This is a genomic window from Streptomyces sp. NBC_01429, from assembly GCF_036231945.1.
In the GTDB taxonomy this organism is placed as follows: domain Bacteria; phylum Actinomycetota; class Actinomycetes; order Streptomycetales; family Streptomycetaceae; genus Streptomyces.
Genome location: NZ_CP109599.1, coordinates 3,037,365 through 3,049,659, shown reverse-complemented (window position 1 = coordinate 3,049,659; position 12,295 = coordinate 3,037,365). Strand labels below are relative to the sequence as shown.

Genomic DNA, 12,295 nt, shown 5'->3' with positions numbered 1-12,295 from the left:
GGCCGGGTTCCGCGTCGCGCGCGAGGCCGCTCCGGCGGTCGCGCCCGCGGATATCCCTACAGATCCCCCTTGACGTACGAACGTGCCGCGGCCATCGCGTCCTTGACCCGTCCCTCCGCGATGACCTCAAGCGGCGAGTCGTCGTCGAGCTGCGGGTTCATGCCGATCATCCAGGCGCGTGCCGTGTGGGCGTTCTCCGCCCGCGTGATGAACTCGAATACCTGGAACGCGGCGCGCAGGCGCAGCTCCGAGTCGTAGCGCGGAGCGCTCTGTCCGGTGCACCAATTGCGGACGTGTTTCGCGTCGGCGATGCCGGCGATGTACGCGGTCAGCTTCTGACCGAAGGTGTCCTGAAGGCGGTGCGCGATCTCCGCGATCTGCCGCTGGGCGGTGGAGGAGTGTGCGGCAGCCGCGCTGGCTGCTTCCACACCGGCCTCAGTGGTGTTCTCTCTTGTGGGCATGGGGCCCTCCTGGCTCCTCGTGGTGTAGGCCGTCGTCCTACGAGACGAGGTGAAGCTGGCAGGGGACGGCCACGGCGCCGGTCGTGGTCACGGCGGGAAGGGCCTGTCTGCCGGGTGGGATGTTCCTTTCAGGTAAGACAAAAAGCCAATATGTCCGCATGGTTCCTCCTGTGATTCGTTGTGGAGAGGGTACCCGTTTACCCGCCTCATACTCTATGAATTGCCTACCTCGAATCCCCCCTGAATCCCGCCGGATAACCCCCATCATGTCGTTGACCAGCGAATTCCTCATGGTCATGGGGGAGTGGTGTCGCCTCAGTGCGATGAACTCGACACGATCGGGGTATCCGAACGGGTGATCGCTCCTGCGGGCGTCTGCGGCGTCCGGCCCGCGCCGCGTCAGCGGATGGTCAGTCCGTACTCCGTGGCGACGGACCTCAAGTCCACGTCCTCCGCCTTGATCGGGCACCTCTCGGCCTCCTTCAGGTCGACGTCGGACAGGACGGCCCAGCACCGGCGGCCCCCGTAGTCGGACCGGTAGGCGATCCCCTGGGCCAGCCGGTGGCCGTCCCGGTTGCGCTGGGCGACCATCCAGGCCGCGATCTGGCGCGCCACCCGGCGGTCACGGCCGTAGATGTGATCCTCGGTGAGCAGTCCGGAGACGCCCAAGTCCGCCAGCTCCACCTGGAGTTCCTTGGTGAGGTACTCGCGGGTGGACTCCGCGTCCACGTCGAGGAAGCGCGCGTCGTCGCCGGGCAGCAGCCGTACCAGGATGTGGTCCTCACGCCAGTCCGACGGCAGATGCCCGTTCCTCATGGCTCTGCGCCCGCTGACGTCCTCCTCCAGGAAGGGACGGAGCTTGGGCGACACCCGGAACTTGACGAGACCCTCCGCGTAGCAGCCCGCGTGATCGGTGGCGCAGTAGAGGGTGCCGTAGGTGAAGAGGCTGAAGCGGCCCGCCGCCGAGCCCAGCGCGGTCTCCGGCTCGACACGGTTGTACCGGACGGGACGGTCTCTTTTGCCCAGGCGCCAGACTCCCCGTCCGGGCGGGGGTACGAGGGCGACGGGCGGCTCCTGCGAGGCGCGGGCCGACGAGGCGGCGAAGGCGGAACCGGCGGCGGGTGAACCGGGGGCGGCGGGTGAACCGGGGGCGGCGGGTGAGCCGGGGGCGGCGGCGTCGGCTGTCATCTGTGCTCCCGGCGCGTGACGGAGGTGCGCGAGGTCCCTAAGGACTCACCGGAGGAGCGGGCCAGTAAGACAACAGAGGGCATCAGGGGTCCTCGCTACGGGATCTTCGACACGGGGTCGGGTCGTCGCTGTGATCCGGAGCCGAAGCGCGGGTGTGCACCGGCGTACTCGGACGGTCATTGTCCCGTACCGGCCACCGTGGCGTGAAGGTTTCTCCTTGGACCGACCGGCGCATGCGGGGAGTGCGGGGAGATGCGGACGGCGCACTCGCGCCTCAAGGCTGTTCCGGCGCGAGACGGAAGACCGAGATACCCGCCTCGCTGGTGGCGAGCAGGACGGGAGCCGTCGTTCCCGGGCGGTCCGCCCGGTGCGCCGAGAGCGCGCGCAGCGGCATCCCGGTCACGATCCGCAGCAGCGGTACCCCGGTGCACAGGTCCCACAGATGAACGGCGGTCCGCCCGGCCGCCGCGAGCAGCGCCCGGTCCGGGGCGGTACGGAAACAGACCAGCGCGGTCAGCGGGCCGTCGTCGGGGTCGAAGCGGGGCCGGTCCCGCGCAGGGCCCCGGGTGGCGAGGTCCCACAGCCGTACGGTGCCGTCCTCGCCCGACGAGGCGAGCAGCGGGGGAGCGCCCGGCGCGGCGGCGGACGTCGCTGGTACGGCGGCGACGGCGGTGACGGCGTGCTGATCGCACCGGATGGCCGCCCCGTCCGGCCGGAGACCGTCCACGTCCCAGAGCCGGACGGTGTCGTCGGTACCGGCGGAGGCGATCAGGGGCCCGCCGGGTGTGCCGAGGGCCAGCACGGAGCGGACACTCAGCCCGTGCCCCGGCCAGGTCGTCAGGAGGCGGCGCTCGCCCAGGTCCCAGAGGCATACGGTGCCGTCAGCGCCTCCGGTGGCGAGGAGCGACCGGTCGCCGTGCAGCAGCGGCGCCATGGACGTCACCGGCAGCGCGTGACCGGTGAGTTCGCCGGACGGCCGGGCCGGGACACCGGGCGGCCGGACGGGGCGCAGGACCACGCGGGCATCGCTCAGGGCGGTGAGCAGGACGGGCTGCGCACCGACGCTCGTCCACGCGAGCGCGGTGACGCCGTCCGCGTCCGGCACCTCGGTGGGGTCTCCCGCCTCGATGTCCCAGAGCCGGGTGCCGTCCTCGTCCGCGACCGCGAGCAGCAGCCGTCCGAGTACGCCGGGGGCGGGCAGCGCGGCGGCGCTGACGCGGCGCCAGGGTTCAGCCGGGGCCCGGGTGCTGTGACCGGTGAGCGGCCAGCCGCGCAGCGTCTTGTCGGCGCCGACGGTGACGAGGCGACCGCCGCCGCGCGGACGCCCGCCGTCACCCGCGGACGCCGCGGGCAGCGTGGTCAGCGCGGTGACGGGCCCGGTGTGCCCGTGCAGCGCGCCGCCGACCGGCCGTCCGGTCTCGGCGTGCCACAGCCGTACCGTACGGTCGCTGCCCGCGGACGCGACCGCGGGCAGGCCGTCCACGGTCACCGCCACGAGGGAGGTGACGGGCCCGGTGTGCAGGGCGTCGCAGACCGCGACGGGCTCGGCGGAGTCCACGTCGCAGATCCGGACGCCGCCGGTCTCGTCGCAGATCGCGTACCGGCCGGGCCGGTGGAGCGCCACGATGCCGCGCACCGCGCCCCGGTGGCCGGACGGCCCGGGGCGCGTACCGCTCCGCTCGTCCCACAGCCGTACGTCCGCGCCCTGGGCGATGGCCAGGACCGTACCGCCGCCGTCGGGCCGGCGGATGCCCGCGAGCACGGCCGGCCGCTCGCCGAGGGACGGCGGCCCGCCGGGGAACGGGTCGACGGGCCGGAAGTCCGCGCGGCTCAGCGCGGTGAGGTGCCCGTCGCTGTGGGCGGCGAGGACGAACCCGAGCCCTCGCGCGGAGGTGAACGCGGTCAGGGAACTCACCCAGGTGCCGGGCCGCCGGTACGCCGCGGCGGCCCGGCCGCCGCGCGCGCGGTCCGAGCGGTCCCACACGCGTACGGCGCCGTCCGTGCCGCCCGACACGAGCGTTCCGTCGCCGAGCGCGAGCAGATGCTGCACGGCCGCACCGTCCGTGTACAGCGGGGCGCCGGCCGGTGTGCCGTCCGCGTGCCAGATACGGATGACGCCCAGCTCGTCACCGCTGACGAACACCCCGGCGCTGTGCGCGACGGCTTCGACGCGCGCGGAGGAGACCGCCAGAACGTTGTCGGGCGACGCCCAGTCGCTCCACAGCGGAGTCACCTGCGAACCGGCCAGCCGGGCGCGCTCCCCGGGCCGTTCGGGAGAGGGCGGCCGTCGCCGCGCGGTGGCGGCGTGGTGGGCCAGGAAGAGGCTCGTCAGCCGCGAGCGCGGATCGGATCTGCGCAGGAACGGTTCCAGACCGGCCCAGGCCTTGAGCCACTCCTGGCTGCTCGGCGCGGCGTCCTCGCGGCGCAGCAGCCGGCGGATGGTCGCGCTGGACTCCCAGGGCAGCAGCGCGGGCGGCACATGGTCGTCGTCCAGGACGTTCCCGAGGGCGGCGTGTTCGGCGAGGTGTCTGCTGATGTAGGGGTGCGGCGGGATCGTCGGGTCGTCGGTGACGAGTTTGGCGAGGGCCCGCGCGATCAGCCGGTGGGTGACGTCGTCCCGGGCGTCGCTCATGACGCCTCGTCCCGGATATGGGCGAGGAGTTCGTCGCTCTTGTCCTTCAGCGTCGCCACGAGAGCCTCGTGGGCCGGACGGTAGACGCGCCGGTCGTCCTCCTGCGCGTGGGCCAGATAGCCGTCGAGTCTGCTGTTCAGCAGCTTCCCGATCGCCTCGTCCGGGTTCTCCAGCGGACGGTCCAGGAACACCTCCGCGATCGCGGGCCAGACATTGGCCCAGGGCACACCGGCTCCCTGGGCGTGCGCGCTGGCCCGCAGGAGCGCCAGCGCGACGTCCGACGGCAGTCCCTCGGCCGCGACGAGCCGCAGATCGCGCTGCAACAGACCGGTGGTTCCGGCCTTCAGCAGCTCCTGCCACTCCGGGTCGGCCACCGTGGCGAGCGGATCCGCCGCCGACCGTAACTGCTCACCCGCCAGTCTGGCGTCGAGGAACGAGGGCGCCACCAGCCGGGCGACGGTGCGGACGGCCTCCACCATGGCGTCCGGGGAACAGCTCCGGGGGCCGATCAGCGCGTGCAGGTACTCGACGATGTCCTGCTCGGCCGCCGCGTCGTCCGTACGCTCGACCCGTGCGGCCGGGAACGCGCCGCGCAGCGCGCCGAGCAGGCTCGGTTCGTGGTCCCGCGCGCCGGTGCCGTTGAGCGGCCGGCTGCTGCGGACCCCCACCAGCAGCCGCAGTTCTCTGGTCTGTCGTGTCCGCCGCGCGGGCCGAGGTCCCGGCACCCCGCCGGGCGCGGCTGCGGGCCCCGGGGCGCAGAACGCGCTCAGCGGCGCCAGCACGTCCCGGATGATTCCCGAGGGATCGGACGCCTCGTCCAGCCCGTCCACCACCAGCGTCACCCGTGGCCCCGGGGTCGCGAGATGGGCGGCCAGCTGGGCCGACCAGAGGGACACGGTGTCGTCCTCGGGGCCCGGCTGAACCGGTTCGATGTCCAGGCCGAGCAGCAGGTCGGCGACCAGCGCGGCCGTGCCGCGATGGCGCGCCAGAACGGCCGCGGTGACGGATTTCTCCGGCGGTACGGTCGCGGGCTCCGCCAGCTCCAGGGCCTGCTGGTAGGCGGGCGTGTGCCGGAATTCGGGATCGCTCAGGGTGACGGCCCGCGCCAGTACGGCCGACTTGCCCGAACCGGCCGTTCCGGTGATCAGCAGGACACCGTACGGGCTGCCCAGGAACGCCGCCGTGCGGGAGTTCAGACGCTCGCGGCCACGGAAGTACCAGCCCGCGTCCTGCTCGTTGGGCCGCCCGCTGGCCCGGGACAGCCAGGAGTCGACCTCGTCCGCCGAGGTCGCCACCTGACGCCGCGCCGCCGCGACCAGCTCCCGGACGGGCCGGTAGCCGGGGTTGGGCAGACACGGGGTGACGGCGGTCTGGCCGCCTCCGTCGACGACCCGGCGGAGCCGGTGTCTGACTCTGGCCGAGTCGCCGCCCAGCTCGTTCTCGAACTCCGCCAGCAGGTCGGCGACGCTCAGCCAGGGAGTCGTGATCTCCGCACTGGTCCTGAGCCTGTTCAGCACGGCGCGCAGGACGCCGGGAAACCGCCGTACGAGGACCCGGGAGTCGTGGTCGCATGTCACGATCACGTCGATGCGGCACTCGGTGCGCCTGCTGCGTCTGATGTCTTCGTAGAGGGACGCCAGTTCGGCCTGGATCCGGCCCGCGAAGCAGGTGTTGACGATGACCAGGACGTTCTCGGCGTGCGAGTCGAGCGCGGCGGTCACGATCTCGCTGGTGCGGATGGCCGTGGCCAGCAGCCGCTTCTCGTCGGTCTTGGGCAGCTCCAGGAAATGCGCGTTCGACGAGCCGGTGACGCCGTGCCCCGTGACGAACACGACCAGCGCCCGGCCGCGCAGCTCGCGGACTCCCGAGTCGTGCAGGAAGCGCTCGACGTCGTGGCGTTCGGTCAGCTCGGGGGAGGGAATGTGGCGGAAGGGGTCCGGAGTGTCGTGCGCGCCCCACCATTCGCGGACCACGGCGAGCTGTTCGTCGATGCCCTCGGTGAACTCCTCGTCGCCGTCGCCGTAATCCCGTACGGCGAGGGTGAGCAGCGTCCGCGACGGCGCGATGCCCCCCGGGGCGGCCCCGGTCCGTCCGCCGCCCCCGGCACTGTCGACGCTCTCGGTTCTCGCAAGTCCGCCCACCCGCTGCCCCATGCTCCCTATTCTTTCAGCCATGAACAAGCCGCCGCATGGACATCGCGCAGACGGTAGGGGCGAGTTGGAGGCTTCCCGCCCCCGGACGCGGTATCCCGGTGTGTCGCCCGACGTCACCCAGGACGCCGTGGTGATCGTGCCGGGCATCATGGGCAGCGAGCTGTACGACACCGTCGAGAAGAAGGTGGTGTGGGGGCTGGCGAACCCGGGCTGGCTGGTGAACGCCTGGACCGGAGCCCACGGTGCGCTCCGGCGGCTGCACCTCACACCGGACGAACAGGAGGGCCGGATCGGGCGGGTGGCGGCCCGGCGGCTGCTGACCGCCCCGGCGTGGGCCCCGGTCCTGAAGGGCCATGAGCCTTATTCGGACCTCGTGGCCACGGCCACGGCCGCCGTCGCCCACCCGGACGCGGTCCTCGAATTCGCGTACGACTGGCGGCTGCCCGTCGCCACCAACGGCCGGCTGCTGGCCGCGGCGGCCCGCCGGCACATCGAGCACTGGCGCGGGCACCAGGCGCACGCGTGGGCACGCGGACACCGGGTCGACGAGCGCGAGGGCCGGCTCGTCTTCGTCGCGCACTCCATGGGCGGCCTGGTCACCCTGGCCGCTCTGACCGGCGGCCACGACTACGACCTGGAGCGGGACACCCGGGGCGTCATGACGCTCGGCACCCCGTTCCTGGGAGCGGTGAACGCCGCCGTGATCCTCAACAGCGGCCAGGGCTCGCCCGTCCCCCTCCCGCACCGCAGACTGCGCGATCTCGCCGTGACCCTGCCCGGGGTCCATGACCTGCTGCCCCAATTCCCGTGCCTGGACGAGGGAGGCGACGTACGGGTCCCGGGCACCGCCGACATCGTCGCGCTCGGTGGGGACCCGTATCTGGCGGAGCGGTCACGGACGTTCCACGAGGGCCTGCGCGGCAAGCGGCTGCCGGGGCACCGCGCGGTCGTGGGGATCAACCAGAGCACGCTCCAGTCCATGACGCTGGACAGCGGTGTGGTCACCGGCGCCGAGCACTCCTTTCGCTTCAACGCCGACGGGACGGTCCTTCGCGACCGGACCACCCGGCTGCCCCACCGCTTTCCCGTCGGCGGCGACGGCACGGTCCACAAGGAATCCGCCTCACTCCGCAGGGAGATCGTGCCGGTCTCCCTCCAGCACGGCGCCCTCGCGCAGGGGCCGGGCGCCATGGACGCCGTCATGTCCTTCCTCAAGGAGGACGAGCACCTCGGCCCCAGCCAGGCCGGCGGCGGCCTGGGACTTCTGGTTCCGGACCTCGTCACTCCCGGGAGCCGCTGGGAGATCCGCGTCACGGGCGCCGACAGCCCCAAGGGCATCACCTGCACGGTCCAGGACGCCGACCCCACGCGCCGCGGGATCCGCCCGGTCCGGGCCCGCCTGTACGGCGACGACCACGACGGCCTCACAGCGTCCGTCACCGTCCCGGCGAGCGGCCTGTACCGGGTGACCGTCGACGCCGACGACGGTGAACCGCTCACCCAGCTCCTCCTGTCGGCCCCGGGTGACCAGGAGGACCGGCGCGAGGCGGCCGAGATCCCGGGGAAGTGAAGCTCCGGCACGAAGGTCTGACGGGCACTCCGGGTGGGCAGAGGTCCCCTCGCCGGATCCGATCGGTCCGGCACGGGCCGTTCGGCGTGAGACATAGGGTGCGGGTGTGCGCAGACTTGAAGATCGAATATGGCGAACGTTCCTCACCGGCGGGGCCCTTGTCCTCTCCGCCGTCCTGCTGACGGGGTGTGACGGGCAGTTCGACCCCGAGCTGGATCCGTCGGCTTCCGCCAGTGCGAGCGGTGACGGCGACGACGGCGGTGGCGGGAGCGGTGGCAGCAGCGGCAGCAGCGTGTACGGGGTGCTGCCGCTGGCCAACCCGGACGGGACGAAGCGCGGGCTGGCGCCGATAACGGCCGCGGCGGACGAGAAGGCCGCGCGGGAGCTGATAGAGACCCTCGAAACGGCCCGTGCCGGGTCCAGGGCGGGGTACGACCGGAAGAAGTTCGGGTACGCCTGGATGGACACCGCCGAGGGCGTGCCCCTCGCCGGCAACGGCTGCGACACCCGTAACGACCTGCTCGCCAGGGACGGGAAGGACCTGAAGTACCGCTCGGGGTCCGACTGCATCGTCATATCGATGACCTTGAACGACCCGTACACGGGCAAGGAGATCGAGTGGCGTAAGGAGGCGGCGGCCAAGGTGCAGATCGACCATGTCATGCCGCTCTCGTACGACTGGCAGATGGGCGCCTCGCGCTGGACCGCCTCCAAGCGCAAGCAGATCGCGAACGATCCGCTGAACCTGATCCCGGTGGACGGCTCGACCAACGGCTCCAAGAGCGACTCGGGCCCGGCGGACTGGCTGCCGCCCAACGAGCGGATCCACTGCGCGTACTCGGCGCGCTTCGCGCAGGTGGCGCTGAAGTACGAACTCCCCGTGACCACCGAGGACAAGAGCACCATGCTGGAGAAGTGCGGGGGCTGACGGACGCACGTCGGCGTCAGCCTCATGAGGGAGGGGAGGCCGCTCCCCCGTGGCGGCCTCCCCTCCCGGCTGTCGGAGAGGCCGCTCCCCCCAGCGGCGGCCTCTCCGGGTATGCGGGACGCCGGGTCAGTCGCCCAGGTCCACGATGTCCTTGTCGGCCGGCACCTTCGCGGGGACCGGCTTGCCGAAGTCCTTGAACGTCATCGTGAAGGGCTCGCTGCCGGTGCCGGTGAGCTTGAGCAGGTACGGCTTGCCCTCCGTGGCGACGTGCAGGGTGTACGTGTCCTTGCCGTCGGCCTCGGTGAGGGCGATGGACGGCCGGCCGTCCACCTCGCCGGTCTTCCCCTTGCGGGCGGCCGTGTCGTCGCTCAGATCACCCAGCAGTTCGTCGAGATCGCAGAAGCTGGTGAAGTCCTCGGCGTCCGGGTCCTTGGGGTCGGTCTTGATCCAGCGGCCGGCCAGCATCGCCACCACCGCGTCGGTCTCCTCCTTCGTCGAGTCGGCGTCCTCCTCGCCCTGGGCCCGCAGGAACGCCTCGTCGTACTTCAGGTAGAGCGCCGCGCCGACCTTGCTGATGGTCGCGGTTCCCTTCTCGTTCAACGACAGCGTGCCCGCGCAGTCGCCCCCCTTGCTGATCGCCATCTCGAAGACGGTGTGGCCGTCGGAGTCCCGCGTATCGGCGTTGACCGTGACCGAGGACGCGGCGCGGGTGGCCCTGCCCGCCTTTTCGGCGATCTCGGGGCCCGAGAGGTCCGCGTAGGGGGCCGGCTTCGCGGAGCTTTTCCCGCTCGTGCCGCTCGCCGTCTCCTTGGTCTCCTGACCGGTGGTGCCGCACGCCGAAAGGCTGAGCGCGGCCGCCGTGCAGAGGGCGGCGAGCGCGCCGCGGCGGACTCTGGGGGAGGCGAAGGCAGTCATGAGGGCTCTCCGGGAGACAAGGGGAGTGGACGCGACGCGGGGTGGGCCGGGGCTTCGGCACCGCCCCGTGCGGCGATGGGTTAATCAGACCAGAGCCTGTGAACGGAGTCAACACGGTCCAGAGGAATGGATGTCGGTTCACGCTGTGAATCCAGGTCGCGGGGTGTCCCCGTTATGCTCGACGCGAGACGGCCCACGGCGCGCGCATCAGCCGTGCGCGCGGCCACCCCGTACCGAGCGGTGAAGGAGACAGCCAGGTGCCCGAGAACGCGGCAGAGGTGACGGCCGCCGGAATCGCCCGCCTCGCGGGTGTGGGGCGGGCCGCCGTCAGCAACTGGCGGCGCCGGCACGCCGATTTCCCCAAGCCCGTCGGCGGCACCGAGACCAGCCCGTCCTTCGCGCTCGGCGAGGTCGAGCAGTGGCTCCGTGACCAGGGGAAACTCGCCGAAGTGCCGCTGCGTGAACGGGTCTGGCGCGACCTCTCGGCCGACCCGGCGGGCGCCGCCGACGCCCTGATCCGTACCGGCTGCGCCCTCCTGCTCGTACAGGAACGGCCTCTGGAGTGGCGGGAGCTGGCCGCCGCCTCCGACGCGCGCCTCGCGCAACTGCTGCCCGCCGTCCTGGAACAGGTGCTCGCGCCGCGCCTCGGGGAACCGGCCGACCGCGCCGTTCACACCCCGACCCCCCTGGAGCTGCTGCCCTCCGTCCCCCTGCTGCGCTCCGCCGCCGAACTCGCGGCGGAGCTGGGCGTCCGGGGGACCTTCGAGTTCCTGCTCGGCCGCTACCTCGACACCAACCCCCGGCAGTACAGCCTCACCCCGCCCGAGGCCGCCTCGCTGATGGCCGCGCTGGCCGACGCAGTCGGCGAGGACACGCGCGGTGCGGCCGTCCTCGACCCCGCCGCGGGCGCCGGCACCCTGCTGCGGGCCGTCGCGCGGCCCGCCCTCGCCCACGCGCAGGAGAGCGCGCCGGAACTCGCCGCGCTGACCGGACTGCGGCTCGCCCTGCACACGGACGCGCGGGTCATGGCGCGCGCCGGCGACTCCCTGCGCGCGGACGCCTACCCGCGCCTCGCCGCCGATGTCGTCCTGTGCCACCCGCCGTTCAACGAACGCAACTGGGGACACGACGCACTCGCCTACGACCCGCGCTGGGAGTACGGGTTCCCGGCCCGTACGGAATCGGAGCTGGCCTGGGTCCAGCACGCCCTGGCCCGGCTGCGCCCCGGCGGCACCGCCGTCCTCCTGATGCCGCCCGCCGCCGCGTCCCGCCGCTCCGGCCGCCGTATCCGCGCCGACCTGCTGCGCCGGGGCGCCCTGCGCGCCGTCGTCGCGCTGCCCGCGGGAGCCGCGCCGCCGTACGGCATCCCGCTCCATCTGTGGGTGCTGCGCAAGCCGGGGGGCGAGCAGGGGCCCTCACCGAGTCTCCTCTTCGTCGACACGTCGGAACTGTCGTCCGGCGGCGGCAGGGACAAGCTCGACTGGGCGGCCGTCAGCGCGACCGCCCTGGACGCCTGGCGCCCCTTCGACCGGCGGGGAACGGCCGAGGAGGTGCCGGGAGTCAGCCGCGCGGTCTCCGTCATCGAACTGCTCGACGACGACGTGGACCTGACGCCCGCCCGCCATCTGCCGCCCGCTGCCACCCGAGGCGGGCCGGCCGAACTGGCCCAGGTGCGCGAGCGGCTGGCGGACACCCTGCTGCGCACCGGCCGGCTCAGCCCGCGGGTCACCGTGCCCGCCGAGAGCGCGCCACCGGCGAGTCCGCTCACCACCACCGTCGCCGAACTCGCCCGCGCCGGAGCCCTCGTGCTGCACACGGGCGGTACGGGCGCCACCGCGGCGGGGCTCCCCGTACCCGTCCTCACCGAGCAGGACGTGTTCGCGGGACGCGGGCCCTCGGGCACGCTGCCCGAGGGCGCGGCCGAGGAGCCGGTACGGATCGAGGCGGGCGATGTCGTCCTCCCCGTGCTCGGCGGCGGCCGGGTCACCCGGGTCGCCGACGCCACCGTCGCGGGCGCGGCGCTGGGCCGCAACCTCCAGCTGCTGCGGCCCGATCCGGCCGCCCTCGACCCGTGGTTCCTGGCCGGATTCCTGCGCGGCACCGCCAACCACCGCCAGGCCAGCAGCTATGCCTCCACCGCGACCCGGCTCGACGTACGCCGCCTCCAACTGCCCAGGCTTTCCCTGGACGATCAGCGGCGCTACGGTGAACGCTTCCGCTCGCTGGCCGCGTTCGAGGACGCGCTCAGACTCGCGGGCCGGCTGGGGGAGCAGTTGGTGCAGGGCCTGTACGACGGTCTGACGGACGGCAGTGTGGCGCCGGAGTGAGGGCCGCGTGCGCGCGAGCCGTTCCCCGGCGCGCGGCACGCTCCCGGCACCGGCGGCCCGCCCGCAGCCGGTTACGCGCAACCCGGGGCGTGTGGTCGGTGCCGCTGGATACGCTCGACTC

At 72.9% G+C, this 12,295-nt stretch carries 8 protein-coding genes; 3 read left to right on the top strand and 5 right to left on the bottom strand.

Translation table 11 applies throughout. From position 1 onward, the window contains the following. Positions 1–56: 56 nt before the first annotated feature. From OG627_RS12905 to OG627_RS12890, 4 genes are all read right to left on the bottom strand, one after another. The gene (locus tag OG627_RS12905; protein ID WP_329064575.1) at positions 57–461 is read right to left on the bottom strand and encodes an XRE family transcriptional regulator; all 405 of its coding nucleotides are present in this window, start codon (positions 459–461) and stop codon (positions 57–59) included. Positions 462–860: 399 nt separating this feature from the next. After that, a complete protein-coding gene (locus OG627_RS12900; protein WP_329064573.1) occupies positions 861–1,649 on the bottom strand; it encodes an RES domain-containing protein in 789 nt (262 codons plus the stop codon). A 274-nt stretch (positions 1,650–1,923) separates the two neighbouring features. Next, the gene (locus OG627_RS12895; RefSeq protein ID WP_329064572.1) at positions 1,924–4,281 is read right to left on the bottom strand and encodes a WD40 repeat domain-containing protein; all 2,358 of its coding nucleotides are present in this window, start codon (positions 4,279–4,281) and stop codon (positions 1,924–1,926) included. Beyond that, on the bottom strand, positions 4,278–6,434 hold the full coding sequence (locus OG627_RS12890) for a hypothetical protein (RefSeq protein WP_329064570.1): 2,157 nt from the start codon (positions 6,432–6,434) through the stop codon (positions 4,278–4,280). Before OG627_RS12890 ends, OG627_RS12895 begins: the two co-directional genes overlap by 4 nt. A gap of 100 nt (positions 6,435–6,534) precedes the next feature. Here OG627_RS12890 and OG627_RS12885 point away from each other — a divergent pair, with 100 nt between their 5' ends. Continuing rightward, positions 6,535–8,004 carry a lipase/acyltransferase domain-containing protein gene (locus OG627_RS12885; RefSeq protein WP_329064568.1) on the top strand — a complete coding sequence of 490 codons (1,470 nt, stop codon included), beginning with the start codon at positions 6,535–6,537 and terminating at the stop codon, positions 8,002–8,004. A 106-nt stretch (positions 8,005–8,110) separates the two neighbouring features. After that, positions 8,111–8,932: an HNH endonuclease family protein gene (locus OG627_RS12880; protein WP_329064567.1), complete on the top strand. Its 822-nt coding sequence runs from the start codon at positions 8,111–8,113 to the stop codon at positions 8,930–8,932. Positions 8,933–9,058: 126 nt separating this feature from the next. On the opposite strand, the gene OG627_RS12875 is transcribed toward OG627_RS12880, so the two are convergent. Next, on the bottom strand, positions 9,059–9,847 hold the full coding sequence (locus OG627_RS12875) for a hypothetical protein (protein ID WP_329064565.1): 789 nt from the start codon (positions 9,845–9,847) through the stop codon (positions 9,059–9,061). Positions 9,848–10,104: 257 nt separating this feature from the next. Between OG627_RS12875 and OG627_RS12870 the strand changes: the two genes are divergently transcribed. Continuing rightward, positions 10,105–12,174, top strand: a complete 2,070-nt coding sequence (locus tag OG627_RS12870) for an N-6 DNA methylase (protein ID WP_329064563.1) — start codon at positions 10,105–10,107, stop codon at positions 12,172–12,174. The last annotated feature ends 121 nt before the right edge of the window (positions 12,175–12,295 follow it).

What these genes read in the sequence shown, in the direction of transcription:
- OG627_RS12905 (WP_329064575.1), bottom strand. Translation starts at nt 461, where the DNA reads ATGCCCACAAGAGAGAACACCACTGAGGCCGGTGTGGAAGCAGCCAGC.
- OG627_RS12900 (WP_329064573.1), bottom strand. Translation starts at nt 1,649, where the DNA reads ATGACAGCCGACGCCGCCGCCCCCGGCTCACCCGCCGCCCCCGGTTCA.
- OG627_RS12895 (WP_329064572.1), bottom strand. Translation starts at nt 4,281, where the DNA reads ATGAGCGACGCCCGGGACGACGTCACCCACCGGCTGATCGCGCGGGCC.
- OG627_RS12890 (WP_329064570.1), bottom strand. Translation starts at nt 6,434, where the DNA reads ATGGGGCAGCGGGTGGGCGGACTTGCGAGAACCGAGAGCGTCGACAGT.
- OG627_RS12875 (WP_329064565.1), bottom strand. Translation starts at nt 9,847, where the DNA reads ATGACTGCCTTCGCCTCCCCCAGAGTCCGCCGCGGCGCGCTCGCCGCC.